The organism is Lactobacillus sp. UMNPBX19 (assembly GCF_002553805.1).
Taxonomy (GTDB): domain Bacteria; phylum Bacillota; class Bacilli; order Lactobacillales; family Lactobacillaceae; genus Lactobacillus.
The window spans coordinates 48,060-64,717 of sequence record NZ_PCYR01000004.1; the positions used below are offsets into that span (position 1 = coordinate 48,060).

The 16,658-nt window shown below is 36.2% G+C and carries 13 protein-coding genes; 2 read left to right on the forward strand and 11 right to left on the reverse strand.

The genetic code is table 11. The annotated features are described in order from the left end of the window. Window positions 1-7: 7 nt before the first annotated feature. From pyk to CP370_RS02200, 3 genes are all read right to left on the reverse strand, one after another. Window positions 8-1,777, reverse strand: coding sequence for a pyruvate kinase (gene pyk, locus CP370_RS02185; protein ID WP_087712938.1), 1,770 nt, complete (start codon window positions 1,775-1,777; stop codon window positions 8-10). 34 nt (window positions 1,778-1,811) lie between these two features. After that, window positions 1,812-2,771, reverse strand: a complete 960-nt coding sequence (gene pfkA, locus CP370_RS02190) for a 6-phosphofructokinase (RefSeq protein ID WP_004894473.1) — start codon at window positions 2,769-2,771, stop codon at window positions 1,812-1,814. Between the two features lie 173 nt (window positions 2,772-2,944). After that, window positions 2,945-6,061: a DNA polymerase III subunit alpha gene (locus tag CP370_RS02200; protein WP_087712937.1), complete on the reverse strand. Its 3,117-nt coding sequence runs from the start codon at window positions 6,059-6,061 to the stop codon at window positions 2,945-2,947. A 102-nt stretch (window positions 6,062-6,163) separates the two neighbouring features. Between CP370_RS02200 and CP370_RS02205 the strand changes: the two genes are divergently transcribed. After that, window positions 6,164-6,364 carry a YjzD family protein gene (locus CP370_RS02205; RefSeq protein ID WP_012846275.1) on the forward strand — a complete coding sequence of 67 codons (201 nt, stop codon included), beginning with the start codon at window positions 6,164-6,166 and terminating at the stop codon, window positions 6,362-6,364. Window positions 6,365-6,421: 57 nt separating this feature from the next. On the opposite strand, the gene CP370_RS02210 is transcribed toward CP370_RS02205, so the two are convergent. The 8 genes from CP370_RS02210 to uvrC all read right to left on the reverse strand — a co-directional run bounded on the left by CP370_RS02210 (window position 6,422) and on the right by uvrC (window position 15,584). Then, on the reverse strand, window positions 6,422-7,987 hold the full coding sequence (locus CP370_RS02210) for a bifunctional UDP-sugar hydrolase/5'-nucleotidase (RefSeq protein WP_012846277.1): 1,566 nt from the start codon (window positions 7,985-7,987) through the stop codon (window positions 6,422-6,424). Between the two features lie 59 nt (window positions 7,988-8,046). Then, entirely contained in the window at window positions 8,047-8,238 is a 192-nt protein-coding gene (rpmF, locus tag CP370_RS02215; RefSeq protein ID WP_004894461.1) for a 50S ribosomal protein L32, read from the reverse strand. 116 nt (window positions 8,239-8,354) lie between these two features. After that, window positions 8,355-8,681, reverse strand: a complete 327-nt coding sequence (locus tag CP370_RS02220; RefSeq protein ID WP_004897460.1) for a lipopolysaccharide assembly protein LapA domain-containing protein — start codon at window positions 8,679-8,681, stop codon at window positions 8,355-8,357. Between the two features lie 9 nt (window positions 8,682-8,690). After that, a complete protein-coding gene (locus tag CP370_RS02225; protein WP_012846278.1) occupies window positions 8,691-9,485 on the reverse strand; it encodes an SDR family oxidoreductase in 795 nt (264 codons plus the stop codon). Between the two features lie 4 nt (window positions 9,486-9,489). Continuing rightward, window positions 9,490-10,419, reverse strand: a complete 930-nt coding sequence (rnz, locus tag CP370_RS02230; protein ID WP_012846279.1) for a ribonuclease Z — start codon at window positions 10,417-10,419, stop codon at window positions 9,490-9,492. 13 nt (window positions 10,420-10,432) lie between these two features. Next, a complete protein-coding gene (locus CP370_RS02235; protein ID WP_087713448.1) occupies window positions 10,433-12,358 on the reverse strand; it encodes an acyltransferase family protein in 1,926 nt (641 codons plus the stop codon). A gap of 29 nt (window positions 12,359-12,387) precedes the next feature. Then, the gene (obgE, locus tag CP370_RS02240) at window positions 12,388-13,674 is read right to left on the reverse strand and encodes a GTPase ObgE (RefSeq protein ID WP_087285232.1); all 1,287 of its coding nucleotides are present in this window, start codon (window positions 13,672-13,674) and stop codon (window positions 12,388-12,390) included. Window positions 13,675-13,781: 107 nt separating this feature from the next. Further along, window positions 13,782-15,584 carry an excinuclease ABC subunit UvrC gene (uvrC, locus tag CP370_RS02245; RefSeq protein ID WP_012846282.1) on the reverse strand — a complete coding sequence of 601 codons (1,803 nt, stop codon included), beginning with the start codon at window positions 15,582-15,584 and terminating at the stop codon, window positions 13,782-13,784. A 141-nt stretch (window positions 15,585-15,725) separates the two neighbouring features. On the opposite strand from uvrC, the gene CP370_RS02250 reads away from it, so the two are divergent. Beyond that, window positions 15,726-16,652 carry a nucleoside hydrolase gene (locus CP370_RS02250; protein ID WP_087712936.1) on the forward strand — a complete coding sequence of 309 codons (927 nt, stop codon included), beginning with the start codon at window positions 15,726-15,728 and terminating at the stop codon, window positions 16,650-16,652. Window positions 16,653-16,658: the final 6 nt, after the last annotated feature.

Sequence of the window (16,658 nt, forward strand, 5' to 3'; positions counted from 1 at the left end):
ATTCAGATTAAAGGTTAGCTGCTTCGCCTTGGTAAACAGCACCGCGACGAGCATCAACAGTAATCTTAGAACCATCCTTGATCTTTTCTACTGCATCAGTAGCACCAACGATAACTGGGATACCAAGTGAAAGACCAACAACAGCTGCGTGGCTAGTTAAACCAGAAGCTTCAACTACCATACCTGAAGCCTTCTTGATTGCTGGTAAGTAATCCTTATCAGTAGTCTTAGCAACTAAGATGTCACCATCTTGAACTTTGCTGTTAGCTTCTTCAGCAGAAGTTGCAACTACAGCTTTACCAATAACTGATTGTTCACCAACACCTAAACCTTTAACAAGTTGGGTACCGATTAATTGTAACTTCATCAAGTTAGTAGTACCAGTTTCGCCCAAAGGAACACCAGCAACGATAATTACTAAGTCGCCGTCTTTTGCAAGACCAGTTTCTTTAGCAAGTTCAGCTGCCTTTTCAAACATTTCTTCAGTAGACTTAGGCTTTTCAGTCAACATTGGCTTTACACCCCAAACAACACCTAATGAGTGTTGAATCTTGTCGTTGAAAGTCATAGCAATAATATCAGCGTTTGGACGGTACTTAGAAATCATACGTGCAGTGTAACCAGATTCAGTTGCTGCAATAATAGTCTTAACGCCCAATTCTTCAGCAGTTCTAACAACTGATTCACCGATAGCTTCAGTAACGTTTGAACCCTTGTATTCTTCGAATCTTTGAAGAGCTAACTTGTTACGCTTAGCAAGTTGCTTTTCAGTACGCATGTCGATTTCAGCCATAGCCTTAACAGCTTTAACTGGGTAAAGACCGTTTGCAGATTCACCTGAAAGCATAGTTGCGTCAGTACCATCAAGAACAGCATTTGCAACGTCAGTAACTTCGGCACGAGTAGGACGTGGGTTTTCTTGCATTGAGTCAAGCATTTGAGTAGCAGTAATAACTGGCTTACCTAAAGCGTTACATCTCTTGATCAATTCTTTTTGTACAAATGGAACATTGATAAATGGAATTTCAACACCCATGTCACCACGAGCAACCATTAAACCATCAGAAACCTTTAAGATTTCGTCGATGTTGTCAATACCTTCTTGTGATTCAATCTTAGGGAAGATCTTTACGTATTCACAATGTGCTTCTTCAAGCAATTGACGAATGTCAAGAACATCTTGTGCTTTACGAACGAATGAAGCAAAGATGAAGTTGATACCTTCCTTCAAACCGAACTTAATATCGTTAGTATCTTTTTCAGTGATACCTGGGAGGCGGATTTCAACGCCAGGAGCGTTAACACCCTTCTTAGAACCGATTAAACCAGTGTTTTGAGCTTCACAAACTAATTCTCTCTTAGCGTCATCTTTGTCCTTAATCAAAAGGTCAACTAAACCATCATCGATTAATACGTGACCACCAACGTGAGTATCGTCGTAAAGACCATCGTAGGTAACGTGGATCATGTCCTTGTTACCCTTCTTAGTGTCGTCCATAGAAATACGGATAGTGTCACCAGTGTTAATAGTGAACTTGCCGCCTTCTTGTTCAGTAGTTCTAATTTCGGCACCCTTAGTATCAAGAGCAATGCCAAGAAGTTTACCAGTCTTCTTTTCAACCTCACGAACCATGTTCATACGTGCACGGTGTTCTTCGTGGTCACCGTGTGAGAAGTTGAAACGGAATACGTTTGCACCTGCTTCAGCTAATTTAGTAATAGTCTCAACATCGTTTGAGGCTGGCCCTAAAGTACTAACAATTTTAGTTTTCTTCATCTTGAAAAAATCTCCTATAATACAAAATCAAAAACTACTTGGCTAAGTCTTTGTTTAATGAGTATAACGCATAATTACCGTGGTGTTTTGCATCAAACAAATCAAGAATATCATGGTGAGTAAGCTTGTTGTTTTCCATACCAACAGCTAAGCCGCCCTTACCTTCAAGTAATAACTTAACAGCGTAGGCACCCATTTCACTTGCTATTACACGGTCACGCATTGTTGGGCTTCCGCCACGTTGCATATGGCCCAATACATTAGCACGAGCGTCAAAGTCACCATATTTAAGAAGTTCATCCTTAAATTTTTCAGCGTCCATAACACCTTCAGCTAAAACAACGATTCCATGTTTCTTACCATTAGCAAATCCTTGCTTCAAGTTTTCAGCAATTTCCTTAATGTCATAAGGTTCTTCTGGAATAACAATTGCGTCAGCACCGGTAGCAACACCAACGTGCATTGCGATATCCCCACAATCACGACCCATAACATTTACAACAAATACACGTTGGTGACTTGTTGCAGTGTCACGAATCTTATCAATGGCTTCCATTGCAGTACTACATGCAGTGTCAAAACCAATTGTATAATCAGTATAAGGAATATCGTTGTCAATTGAACCAGGAAGACCAATAGCATTATAGCCATGTCTTGTAAGCTTCAATGCACCGTGGTAAGAACCGTCACCACCAATGACAACTAAAGCATCGATTCCGTGCTTCTTTAATTGTTCGATTCCCTTAAGTTGAACTTCTTCTTCCTTAAATTCTGGGAAACGAGCTGAATAAAGAAAAGTACCGCCGCGGCTAATTTTATCCGCAACTGTTTCAGAAGTCATTTGGAAAATATCACCAGCAACTAAACCAGCATATCCATAACGAATTCCGCAAACTTCGATACCGTTTGCCAAAGCTGTACGAGTAACAGCTCTAATGGCAGCGTTCATACCAGGGGCATCTCCACCACTAGTTAAAATACCAATCCGTTTCATGAATTCACCTCTACGATTTTCTGTGTTTTACTCACATCGGTTTTATCGTACCATTTTTTTTACTCAATGTCTTCAAAAAAAAGCCTATTTTTTCACTAATAATCCTTATAAAATAAATGTTTTCGCTTTCAACCTTATTATGCTCTCTTTTGCTTGCTTTCAAAAAAATTGAATTAATCTTTAAAATTAACTTGCCGAGCATTAGAAAGTAGAAATTGAATTTTGTTAGGGTTAAAACGATCACTTTGGGTTCTCACTTGAAGTAAATATATCTCACCAATCTTCAAGTTCTCACCTACTTTTTCCCAGACTTGAGGAAAAATGGTAAAGTCTTTTTCGCCACTAGTATCACTAAAAACGGCAAAAGCCATATTATCACCTTTTTTTGTGGTAATTGGTTTAACCTTCATTAACTTTCCAACTGCAATTCCTTGTTCATTACTCTCAAAAACTTGTAATCGTTTTGCATTAAACTTTCGAGCATATTTTTGAACCGCAATAATCGGATTAATGCCAGTACTAAAACCCATAGCTTCAACTTCCATCGCTGATTTTTCAGCTGCAGTTGGCATTTTTTCTTCTTCTACTTTAGGCTCTAATGTTTCGAATAACGATAAATTTGAGCCTGCCATTTTTACACTCTCAACTAAATCTTTATTTATTTTTAACAGCTCATTTCTATTAGGAGCTAGTCGATCAAAAGTTCCTGCCTTGATTAAATTTTCGACCGCACCTGCACTCAGCAAATTATTATCTATTTTCCAGAGAAAATCGGTCATCGACTTAATTGGACGCTTAATTTCTAAAATTTGCTTTAATAAGTCGCTTCTTAATCCTCGAATTGCCTTTAATCCGACTAAAATTTTTCCATTCTCTAATGAAAAATCTGCCTTACTATTTTCAATATCAGGTGGCAAAATCTTAATTCCAGCTTCTTGAGCTTGCATTAGGTATTGAGCAATTTTATTTCGATTACCCATATTGCTGTTTAACAAAGCTAAATAAAAGGCTCCTGGATAATGCACTTTAAAATAAGCAAGCCAAAAAGCAATCTTACTGTAGGCAACGGCATGAGAACGATTAAATCCATAATTAGCAAACTGTGCAATGTAGTCATAAACTTTTTCAGCGGTTTCCTTTTTACGGCCTAATTTAATTGCACCTTCAATAAACTTAGCTCGTTCACGTTGAATTACCTCTGCATTTTTCTTAGACATTGCACGTCTTAAAAGATCAGCCTCTCCTAAAGAAAAACCTGCTAGAACTTGAGCTGTCTGCATAACTTGCTCTTGATAAACTAAAACTCCATAGGTAGTACCTAAAATTTTCTTTAAACTAGGGTCAGGATATTGAACCCTTTCTTTTCCATGCTTTCTATTGATGAAATGATCAATATTATTTATTGGACCGGGCCGGTATAAGGCATTAACTGCAACAATATCTTCAAAACTATCTGGATGAAGTTGTTCAAGGACACGTTTAATTCCATCAGATTCAAACTGGAACACTGCATCCGTGTCCCCGCGTTGAAACAAGGCAAGTGTTTCTTGATCATCTAAGGGAATTTGGTTAGGATCGATGTCAATTCCATCCGCTCTTAAAGCTGCAACAATATTCCCTAAAATCGTTAAATTTCTTAATCCCAAGAAGTCAATCTTTAACAAACCTAGTGATTCAACATTAAATTTTGTCTGTTGAGTTACGGGAATTCCTAGGGGACCTGCTTGAAGTCCTACGATTTCAGCCAGGGAATCATCAGTAATTACTAAACCAGCCGCATGAATTGAATAGTGCCTTGGTAAATTTTCTAAATGCTCGGCGGTCGCAAATAAAATTTTACTCAATTCATTCGTATTCACTAATAGCTGCAATTCTTTTGATTTTTGATAGGCCTCAGCTAAGGTGATTTTTCCCTTAGAGTGCGGAATGGCATCTAACCAACGATAGGTTTCGACCTTATTTAATCCAAAAACACGACAAACATCTTTTAAAACCTGCTTTGCCGCTAAAGTACCAAACGTTAAAATCTGTGCCGCATGATTCATCCCGTACTTTTCAAACATGTACTTAATTACTTCATCCCGACGATTGTCTGGAATATCTAAGTCAATATCAGGCATTTGCTGCCGGGCCGGATTTAAGAAACGTTCAAACAGCAAATTATATTCAATTGGATCCACTTCAGTAATTCTAAGGGCATAAGAAACAAGAGATCCAGCTGCTGATCCTCTCCCCGGTCCTGTTGTAATATGGACACTATGTGCAAAATTCATTACATCCCACACAATAAGAAAATAATCATCAAATCCCATTTCATTAATTACTTGTAATTCATAATCAAGTCTTTTTTGATATTGAGCGGGAATTTGATTATTAAATCTTTTTGCAAGACCCTCTTGAGCTAAAGCATGCAAATATTCTTTTGAAGTAGGAAACTTATTTTGTTTAAATTTGGGTAATTGCGGATCTTGAAATTTGATTTCTGCAGTACAGATTTTTCCAATTTTTTCTGCATTCTCCAATGCATCTTCAATATCAAACTTCCGATAACTTACCTGCAATTCTTCACTATTTTTCAAATAGTGTGAGCCAGCTTGTTTAGCTAGCTGTTCTATATTTTCTAAATGAGTATTAGTTTTAATTGCTTGGAGTGTACGTCTTAAAAATTGCTCATTACGGTTAAGGTACTGTCCATCTTCTACAGCAGTTAGAGGTAAGCTAAATTGTGTAGCCAGTGAGCGAATATAATTTATATATTCTTGCTGTCCCGAATCCGCATAGACTCCCAAATACATGGAAGATGAGCTCGGAAGAGAATCTTGCAGCTTTCGTAAATAATTTGCTCCCATTTTAGGATTATTAGTTTGCAACATTTTTAGTTCACTATGTAGATTGCTTGGAGTAATTAGAATTAAATGGCCGAGATATTTTTTTAAATCCTCGAAAGTTAAAACATTTTCTTTTTCGCCATTTTCAGTTAAAAGATTAACTGCACTAGATAAACGTAAAATATTTTTATATCCCTGGTCATCTTTTGCAATTACAATGAGATCATACTTATTAGCTTCATCAATTAAACCATTAATTCTAAGTTGCATCCCTAGTAAAGGTTTAATTCCGGTATCTTTTGCTGCCTTATAAAAATCGACTAGGCCATAAGTAATATTGATATCGGTTAAAGCAATCGCAGAATAGCCTTTTTTCTTAGCATTTTCAGCTAAATTTTTAACTTTAGTTGGACTCTCAAGTAGAGTAAAACTGCTTAAATTTTGTAAACTAACCGCTCCCATATACTCACCCTTTCTGATAATTTAAGTATAGCAAATTCTACTATCTTCGCTTGCTAAAACATCTTATTTTTGCTAAGATACCTAGCGAAAGAAGGAGAAATTATGCGCTACATTATTACAGTGATTTGGTCATGCATTTTTTGCGAAATTATTGGTTTTATTGCTGCATCTCTAACTCAGATGCAATTTAATCCTATGCAATCTTTGATTATTGGCGCAGTCTTTGGCTTGCTCTTCGCAATTATTATTCCTGCCATTACTGCCAAAAGTTACAAAGATAAAAGTAAGTATAGCAAACTATAATTGAATTAAATTTGAATATTATAAAAAGCTGTTTCTTAATTGAAACAGCTTTTTTTCTTAGTAAAATTTATAATTCTTACTTGTATCTACTTTAATATCGTCATGAGTTAAGTACTCACTAAACATTTGAACATAATCTTGGTCAAAAATCTTTTCAATTTTATCCATACTGTAAGCTGGATAGAAACCTCCACCTAGAGCACGATAATTGTTTACGGCCAACTTATAAACCTTGTCATCTTCAAGATCTTTACCATCTAAAGTCACCTTAGTCAATCTTTGACCCACTGGCTTAGATAAATCAGCTTCGTACTTAACAGGATAGAAAAGATCAAAATGATATAACATTGGCTTAGGTGTAATCCAACGATCAATAAATTTAATTTTACCGTCTTTATCTTTTTCTAAGAAACCAGCTGAATATTCAATGATCTCCTTTAATTCTTTTCCGGTAAGGTTAACAATGCAAAGCTGATTTGCGTATGGATAATTAAGCAAAACTTCTCTCATGGTAACATTCTTTGAAAATCCATGAGCTGATTCTGACATAATTGCAGTAGCTGAAACATCTGCACCAGTAAACCAAAGCTGCATTTGCTGGATAAGGTTAATGAATGGAGCTCCCTCAATTCTACCCTTAATGGCATCCTCAATTGGAGCAGGCTCAGATAAGTGAGCAATTGGTTGATCTAACCACTTTTGCGTCTCTTCATCAAGGCTCTTAACAATCTTTTCAATAGCTGGATCAGGAGCATAGTCTTTACTGTCAATTAATTCAGTAGTCATCTCATTAATCTTGACCTTGCCTTTTTCATCTTTGTCAAAATCGATAACTACTTTACCAACAGCTTCTCCTCGATATCCGGGTTGAACAATTGCAGTATCGCGAGTAACTAAGTTTAAGCGACGATGTTGGTGTCCAGTTAAAAAGACATCAATTTCAGGAATTTCAGTTAAAATCTTGTAGCCTTCATTCTCGCCAGTATGTGGTTCAGTTGCTTCTCCAGTCAAAGGATCACTTTCAAAGCCACCATGATACATAGCACAAAGAATATCAACTTGTGGACGTAATTTCTTAGCTAATTTAGAAAGTACATCATAGCCAGAGACAAACTTTAATCCTTTGATATGATCTTCTGATTCCCAGTGAGAAATATATTGGGTAGTAATCCCCATAATTCCTATTTTCAGACCGGCCTTTTCAATAATAGTGTATTCCTTACCAAAAAATGGCACATTAGTTTCTGCATCTAAAACATTATCATTAATAAATGGCGCACGGTTATTATCAACGTAATATGACAAGTAGTCTAATCCATAATTAAAATCATGATTACCCAATGCACGTGCATCATAGCCTACTTCGTTATAAGCTTCAGTAAATTTACGTAATCCTTCTTCTTCAGGAAGTTTTTGTGTAAAGCTAGCCAAAGGAGATCCTTGCAAACAATCTCCACTGTCTGTAACTAACACATTATCTGCGCCATACTTTTCTTTTTCACTTTTTACAACACTACTTACCCGGCTAAGTGAAATTGGTGCATCATAATTGTTTTTATCTTGATAATCAGTTGGCATTAAAAAGCCATGCGTATCACTTGAGTGTAAAATAACTAATTTCATTAATACCTATTCCTTTAATCAAAAATTATATAAAAAAAGACACCCCACGGTGTCTTTAATTAATCGTTATTTTGTTGCTTGTTTTCGTTAGCAACTTGACGGCCTTTGTAAAAGCCCTTTGGTGAAACGCGGTGGCTTAAACGGTATTCACCAGTAGTAGCATCGTAATGCATTGCTGGTGTGGTTAATTTAATATGACCACGACGTGAACGTTTCTTTTGCTTAGAAGTTTTTCTTGCAGGAACTGCCATTAGTTAGATCTCCTTTTTTATAGAATTGAGACTTGCGAACCTTTAAATAAACAAATTCACTAAATACTCACGTATTTCAATGATACAATCTAAGAGCTGATAAATCAAGTCCAATCTTATTTTGTAGCTTCAGAATTATTAACTTTTTTTAATTCAGCTATTTGTTTATCTCTAGATTCAATTTCACTCCGATATTTATTATCTAATTCTTTCTTCTGTTTTGCTAGTGCTTTTTTGACATCAGGAGAAACTTTTTCACCTTTACCAATCAAAAGTGATACTAATGCACCTAATAGAAGCATAATCACTAAGACGATGATTAAAGGCATTTTAGGTTGGAAAAAGCCAAAATTAATCGCTACTGGTTCAGTATTGAGGCATGCAAAAATCACAAGCACTAAAACGATAATTAGTCCAATTACTAAATTTCTTTGCTTATTCATCATTCTTCCCTACTTTCTGCTAGCAAACTTTAGACTTGCCCAGTCACCAATACGAGGGAAAATTTGGTAAAGCTTTGCTAAGGTAGCTAAGCTTAGAGGTAGATTCAATTCACGACGGTTAGAACCAAAGAAGTGGACTACTTGCCAAGCTACATCATCTGGATCAAGCATGAAACGTTGAACATTATTCACGTAAGAACCACTTTCATCAGCAATATTAAAGAAATTAGTATAAACTGGTCCAGGATTTACTGTCATGACCTTAACGCCAAAAGGTTTCAATTCTAGACGTAAAACATTTGAAAATTGAATAATAGCCGCCTTATTAGCACTGTAAACTGCAGTCTTAGTAGTTGGTACAATTCCAGCAATTGAGCCAAAATTAATAATTTGCCCTTGCTTTTGATCGATCATGACACGCGCAACAAGACGAGTGAAATACATCAAACCTAAAACATTGGTTTGAAACATTTCAGTCATCACTTGAGGTGAAGTCTCTAAAAATTCTTTAAAGACACCAAAACCTGCTGCATTGACAAGATAATCAATATGGTCAACATGACTAACAATTTCATTAAAGGCACGATCAATTTGATCAGCTTTGCTAATATCTGTTGGAAATACATATACTTCATTTCCAGAAAGCTGACGTGCTTCGTTGGCAATTTCTTCTAACTTATCTTGATGACGTGCCATCAAAATAACTGTTGCACCACGACTTGCACTTTCTAAAGCAATTGAGCGTCCAATACCACTAGAAGCTCCTGTAACTACTACGACTTTATCCCTCAATGAATTACTCATATTATTATCCCCTCAATGTGATTTCAAAATTATCTAGATCATTAGCTAAGTGAGTATGTTTAAAAATCTTTCTAGCATCATGTTCTAATTGTCTACCCGCTCTTCCAGTATAGCGAGCAGAAATGTGAGTTAAATAAAGCTCTCCAACATTATGATCTCGAGCAACTCGAGCTGCATCCAAGCAAGTTGAATGGAAGTAGCGATGGGCCATTTTTTCTTCTCCACCATCAAATGTTGATTCATGAACTAGAACATCGGCGTTATCTGCTAATTCACCAATATTTTTTGTTGGCCGAGTATCATAAATAATTGTCACAATTCGTCCTGGACGCTCTTCTCCAAGAAAATCACGTCCATCTAGTTTTTGACCATCACTTAATGTGATTGTTTTTCCGGCCTTTAATTGACCAAGAAGCGGTCCATTAGGCACATTGTATTCTGCCACTTTATCCATTAATAATTCACCTGGACGTGGCTTTTCAACTACACGAAAGCCAAAACTCGGTACTCGGTGATCTAAACGAGCTGTGTAGACCGCAAAAATATCATTTTCAAAAATTAAGCCATTTTCTTTTAAAACCACATACTTAATCGGATATGATACGCGAGTTTTAGAAACTCTTAGAGAAGTTTGTACAAATTGTTCAATACCAGCTGGTCCATAAATTGTTAGTGGACCACCATCGCCTTGAAAAGAACGAGATGAGAGAAAACCTGGAAGTCCAAAAATATGGTCACCATGAGTATGTGAAATAAAGATTCGCGTTACTTTTCTAGGTCTAATGTTAGTCTTTAAAATTTGATGCTGCGTTGCTTCTCCCACATCAAATAGCCATACTTCATTTAATTCATCTAATAACTTTAGTGCGGTACAAGAAACATTTCTACTTTTTGATGGTTGCCCCGCACTTGTTCCTAAAAATTGTATTTCCATGAAAACCCTATTTCTAATATTTACCTTCAGTAACTAAAACTTTAGTTATATAGGCACTATAAAATTTCGATCCTTCTGGAGTTGGATGTGTATGATCATCGTAGAACCAATCTGGATGACTACCAGCAAACTCATGCCACTTAATAATCGTTAAGTTTGGATATTTTTTCGTTGCTGCATCTAGTTCACCATTAACTTGATCTTGCCAATCACGCGTTGGCACATGAGTATTAACCCAAAAAACATGTCTCTTTGGACCAATAATTTGCATTAAGTGATCAAGTTCTTTTGGTTCAAAGGCTCCGTTTGTTCCTAAGCCAATTAACACATTCTCATTTAAAGCACCCTTTGCTTTGTATTGTTCAAAAAGTGGAATAGTATCACCCAATTGTCTAGAAATAGCTGCATCAATAATTAAATGTGGCATCAATTTTTGTAAGTTTTGGCTAGATCCAGCCATTACTGAGTCTCCAATTGCAGTCACCTGAATTTTTTGTGCTAGTTGTAAATCAACTTGAGAAATTCCGTATTTTTCAAAGTCTTTGTTTACTGGTTTGGTATCTGCTGCTTTCTTAGCTTGTTTTATAAGATCAGCTTTTGAAGTTGGTGCTGTTTTCTTTCTAGACTGAGCTTCCTTAATTAATTTTTTATTACTCTTTAGCTGCTTACTCCGATTTGATTTAATTTGCTTAGCTAGTTGAGAATGATTTGGATTTTCCGTTTTGACAGTTGGCGCTTTTAAAATTCCAAAACTACCTAGAATAAAAACTATTATCCCTGTTGCAAAAAGTATCTTTGCTTGATAGTGCTTTGCACGTAAATTTAAGGCCTTAGTTAAGAATTGACGAACTTTTTCCCAATCAATTCGACCAAATGGTTTTTCAATAAAGCGATAACTAAGTTCAGCAATTATCAAAATTAAAATAACTTCGATTGAATGATATAAAACCACATGATCGGCAATATCTTTAACCTTATCTTCAAAGAAAATCATTACTGGAAATTGATACAAGTAAATTCCATATGAACGTGACCCAATCCATTTAAATACTGGATTAGTTAACCACTTGTTCCAGCTACTGCCTGGATGAGCAATGATTCCAACAAAAATCGTTGTTACTAGTGAAAATAAGAGCATCCCTCCACGATAAGCAAATGCTTTTTGTGGATTGAAAATTGGACTCGTTGCCATTAGTAAGATAGCTACTAATGATATAGCTCCCACAATATTTAAGAGCCAATGACTTCTTTTTTCTAGATTTGCATTTAACTTCCAAGTTGGCCAAAAAACTGCTAGCATTGCCCCCAAACCTAGAGAGAAGAATCTTGTATCCGTCCCATAGTAAATTCTACTTGTATCAACACCTGGTTTAAATAAAAATGCCATCTCTAAAGCAGAAAATAAAGTTAAGGCTGTAATAATCCAAAAAATTGTTTTTTTATTTTTAGCGAACTTAACTAGCAAAAAGATTATTAGGGGCCAAATAATGTAAAATTGACCTTCAATTGACATAGTCCATAAATGAACAAATGGTGATTCATTAGCTGCAAATCGTTCAAAATAACTTTGTCCATTCTTTATCTGCCAAAAGTTATAGACGTTCAGTAAATTAGTAACGACTATTTGATTCAACTTAGCTAGAAGATTCTGCTGAAAAAGTAAGATATAGGCACTACATCCCCACAACAGTGTAATCATTTGAGGATATAATTTTTTGATTCGTCTAATGTAGAAAGATTTGAAATTATACTCTCCCCGCTCCTCATAGGCATGAAACATATGGTCTGTAACTAAATAACCCGATAATACTAAAAATATTGGTACTCCTAAATATCCACCCATGAACTGGTTTGGATTAAGGTGATATAGAATTACTCCAATAACAGCTAGAGCACGAAGTCCGGCATAACCTGTAATAAAGCGGTTCTTTTTATTCAAAAGTCTTACTCCCAACTTTTTCAAATTTTCTAATCTACAAATTCAAACGTAAAGTCAGCTATTGAAACATCGTCGCCAGTTACTGCTCCATTTTCTCTTAAAGCTTCATCTACACCCAAGCGCTTTAATTTACGAGCTAGAAGCATAATTCCATCAGTATGGTCAAGGTTAGTTCTTTGAACAAGACGCTCTAACTTATTGCCTGTAACAACAAAGCTGTGTTCGCCTGTTCTTTCAACCTTAAAGCCTTCATCTTCTGGTTTCTTATAAACATATTCTTTTTCGGCAACTTTAATTTCTGCTGGTTTTTCAGCTTCTTCTTTAGCAACTTCTTCAACAAGATCTGCGGTCTTACCCATTAGTTCACTAACACCTTTATGGGTAACACTAGAAATAGGATAGACAGTTTTATCTCCTAGTTTCTTCTTAAATTCCGCAAATTTTTCTTCACTACCAGGAATATCCATTTGTGTTGCTACAATAATTTCTTTCTTGGTAGTTAAATCCTTAGTGTAGCCTGCTAATTCCTTACGAATTGTCTCATAGTCTTCATAAGCATCACGGCCATTGTTTGGATCCATTGAAACTAAGTGTAAGATTACTTTTGTACGTTCAACATGACGCAAGAATTGAATTCCAAGTCCAACACCTTTTGAAGCACCTTCAATTAATCCTGGTAGGTCAGCCATTGAAAAATCACGACTATCTGGAAGAACAACCATTCCTAAGTTAGGAGTTAAAGTTGTAAATTCATAAGCGGCAATCTTTGGCTTAGCCTTAGTTACAACGGATAACAAGGTTGACTTGCCAACAGATGGGAATCCTACTAGCCCTACATCAGCTAAGACCTTTAATTCCAAGCGTAAAGTACGGAATTCTCCCGGTTCACCATTTTCGGCAATTTCTGGAGCGGTTCTTGTTGGAGTGGCAAAGTGAATATTACCTCTACCGCCTTTTCCTCCGTGAGCTACTACCAATTCTTGACCATTTTCAACTAAGTCGCCCAAAAGCTCGCCAGTATTAAAATCATAGACACTTGTTCCCATCGGAACTTTTAATCTTACGTCTTTAGCTCCGCGGCCATATTGTGATTTAATACGACCATTTTCACCGTTATCTGCCTTAAACTTACGTCTAAAGCGGAAATCCATTAAGGTTCTTAAGCCGGAGTCAGCAACTAAAATAATACTGCCTCCGCGGCCTCCGTCTCCACCGGCTGGTCCACCAAGTGGAACATATTTTTCATGTCGAAAAGCAACGGCACCGTCGCCGCCCTTTCCTGCTTGTACATCTATTTTTGTTTGGTCGACAAACATTATGTGCGCCTCCTTTGTATATCAATTTATAATTAAAAATTTCCTTAAAGTTTCTTAACTATAATACCATATCAAGCCCCATTAAATCAGGTCTTTTATTGGTTAATTTATAAACTCAATTTTACAGTTTGTGCTTGCGGAAGAGTTAGACCAGCTTCTCTTAATTCATCCACTGATGCTTCTTTAATTTTCTTTAAAGAACCAAACTTTCTTAGGAGCTTATTTCTAGATTTTGGCCCAATACCCTTAATTTCATCTAATTTACTTGAAAGAGCATTTTTGGCATGAGTTCTTCTATGAAAAGTAATTGCAAAGCGGTGAACTTCATCCTGAATTCTGGTCATTAAGTAAAATCCCTCAGATTTTGGATCTAAAGGAATTAACTTTAATTCTTCTCCCTTCGTAGGATCACCAAAAATCAAGTGATTAGTTCGGTGATGATCATCCTTTACCATTCCGGCAACAGGAATGTTTACATTCAATTCATTTCTTAACACATCCAAACAAGCTTCAACTTGAATCTGACCACCATCCATTAAAATAAGATCTGGCATTTTTTTATGTTCTTTTAAAAGTCGACTGTATCGTCTTCTAACTACTTCACGGGTGTTTCCTACCTCATCAGCCGCATTTTGATGTTCAACTTCACCCTTTAATTTGTATTTACGATATTCATGTTTATCAGCTTCACCATCAGTAAATACTACCAAAGCAGAAACAGGGTCAGCTCCCTGAATATGAGAGTGGTCAAAACTTTCAATTCGATGTCCATACGGCAGCCCTAAAGCGTCAAAAATTTCTTTTTGTGCCCCCTTAGTTTTACGATTGCCTAGTTCTAAGAGGCGGAATTTTTCATCTAATTTCAACTTAGCATTGTCATGAGCCATTTCTAACAAGGCTTTCTTTTGACCACGTTGTGGTGTTCTTACTGGTACCTTTAGTACTTCAGATAAAGATTCATTATCAATTCCAGCCGGTACTAAAACTTCTTTTGGTAAAACACGATTACGCTGTCCATAAAATTGAGCAATGAAGGAAACAAAGGCATCTTGTGGATCATTAGTATCAGTTAAAGGAAATAGTCTTGTTTCACGACGTAATAACTTAGCCTGTCTTAAAAAGAAAATTTGGATTGAAATCCAAGATTTATCAACGTAAAAATTAAAGATATCCCGTTGAGTATGATCATTAGAAATAATCTTTTGTTTCTCAACAGTTTGTTCAATATATTTCAATTGATCCCTAATTTCAGCAGCACGTTCAAATTCTAGATCCATTGAAGCTTGTGTCATTTTTTCTGTCAGATCTTGCTTAACCTGGGCGATGTCTCCATTTAAAAATCGCTTTATCTTTCTAATCTGAGCATCATAAGTACTCTTTGGCACCTCCTTAAAGCAAGCTCCCAAACATTGTCCCATGTGATAGTAAAGACAGGGACGTCCTTGATGACCGGTACATCTTCTTAGGGGCCAGACTTTTTGAATAAATTTCAAAGTTGCTTGCGCCGCATAAACATTTGGATAAGGTCCAAAATAGTAACCGTGATCCTTATGAACAATTGATGTCAAACGTGTTTGCGGATCACGTTCATTAGTAATTTCAATGTAAGGATAGCCTGTGCCTTGCTTTAATTGGACATTATAGTAAGGCTGATATTTTTTGATTAGTGTAATTTCTAACAAAAAAGATTCCTTATCGGATGAGACAGTAATGATATCAAAATCACGTATTTCACGTACAAGTTCAGCACGTCTCCCCACCTGTTTACTTTTAAAATAGGAACGAACGCGGTTCTTTAAGTTTTTAGACTTTCCCACATAAATCACATTGCCATTAATATCTTTCATTAAGTAGCAGCCTGGCTTATCGGGCAAAAGTTTTAATTTATTTTCAATATGTTCCGTTGCCATAAATTATTTTTCCTTCCCATTGAAATTCCCATAGTATTTTATCACGTTCCTTCTTAAAACCAAGTAAGATGACTTTTTTGTTTACTCAATCCTTCATTTTCTTATAGAATAGTAAATAGCCAAAAAGAAAGGTCGCAAATAATGAAAAATATTTATTTTAATCATGATGGAAACATCGATGATTTAGTTTCACTCCTTTTACTCTTGCAAGCGCCTGATATTAAGCTCATTGGAATTAGTGCCATTGATGGCGATGGATATATCGATCCCTCAGTAGAAGCTTGTCGGAAAATGGTCGATAGATTCAATTTACGTGGTGATAAATTAGAAGTTGCTCGCTCTAATTCACGTGCTGTTCATCAATTTCCAAAAGAGTGGCGGATGGCAACATACTCATTTAACTACTTTCCAATCTTAAATGAGAGCGGTGAAATTAAAACCCCAGAAGCTGCGTTGCCTGCTCACCTAGATATGATTGATAAAATTAAAAAAGCAGATGGTCCCGTTACCTTAGTAATGACTGGTCCAATCACGGATTTAGCTCGAGCATTAGATGAAGATGCTTCAATTCAATCAAAAATTGAAAAAGTCTACTGGATGGGTGGCTCTCTAGACGGACATGGAAACGTAGTTAGCGTTGATGCTGACGGCACTCAAGAATGGAATGCCTTTTGGGATCCAGATGCAGTGAAACATGTTCTAGACTCAGATCTTAAAATTCAAATGGTTGGCTTAGAAAGTACTGAAGAACTTCCCTTAACTGATGAACTTCGTCAGCACTGGGCTAGTTTAAGAAAGTATCCAGCTATTGACTTAGTTGGTTTAGGATACAGCTTAATTATTTCTGTTCCAAATGCAGAACTATATTTGTGGGACGTTTTAACCACTATGTCAGCTCTCTACCCTGAACTTGTTGAGACACGTCAGGTAAAAGCAAATGTTATTACATCAGGGTTAGCAAGTGGTCGCATGTTTATCGACCCTAATGGAAAAGAAATTACTGAAGTAACAAAAGCAGATAAAGATTTATTCTTTAAGAAAGTAGATAAAATTTTAGAAAGACAATAAAAATAT

Bases quoted from the DNA above. Each gene is read 5' to 3' on its own strand.
- rnz (WP_012846279.1), bottom strand. From the start codon at position 10,419: ATGGAAATACAATTTTTAGGAACAAGTGCGGGGCAACCATCAAAAAGT.
- pyk (WP_087712938.1), bottom strand. From the start codon at position 1,777: ATGAAGAAAACTAAAATTGTTAGTACTTTAGGGCCAGCCTCAAACGAT.
- obgE (WP_087285232.1), bottom strand. From the start codon at position 13,674: ATGTTTGTCGACCAAACAAAAATAGATGTACAAGCAGGAAAGGGCGGC.
- CP370_RS02250 (WP_087712936.1), top strand. From the start codon at position 15,726: ATGAAAAATATTTATTTTAATCATGATGGAAACATCGATGATTTAGTT.
- rpmF (WP_004894461.1), bottom strand. From the start codon at position 8,238: ATGGCAGTTCCTGCAAGAAAAACTTCTAAGCAAAAGAAACGTTCACGT.
- CP370_RS02210 (WP_012846277.1), bottom strand. From the start codon at position 7,987: ATGAAATTAGTTATTTTACACTCAAGTGATACGCATGGCTTTTTAATG.
- uvrC (WP_012846282.1), bottom strand. From the start codon at position 15,584: ATGGCAACGGAACATATTGAAAATAAATTAAAACTTTTGCCCGATAAG.
- CP370_RS02225 (WP_012846278.1), bottom strand. From the start codon at position 9,485: ATGAGTAATTCATTGAGGGATAAAGTCGTAGTAGTTACAGGAGCTTCT.
- CP370_RS02200 (WP_087712937.1), bottom strand. From the start codon at position 6,061: ATGGGAGCGGTTAGTTTACAAAATTTAAGCAGTTTTACTCTACTTGAG.
- CP370_RS02220 (WP_004897460.1), bottom strand. From the start codon at position 8,681: ATGAATAAGCAAAGAAATTTAGTAATTGGACTAATTATCGTTTTAGTG.
- pfkA (WP_004894473.1), bottom strand. From the start codon at position 2,771: ATGAAACGGATTGGTATTTTAACTAGTGGTGGAGATGCCCCTGGTATG.
- CP370_RS02205 (WP_012846275.1), top strand. From the start codon at position 6,164: ATGCGCTACATTATTACAGTGATTTGGTCATGCATTTTTTGCGAAATT.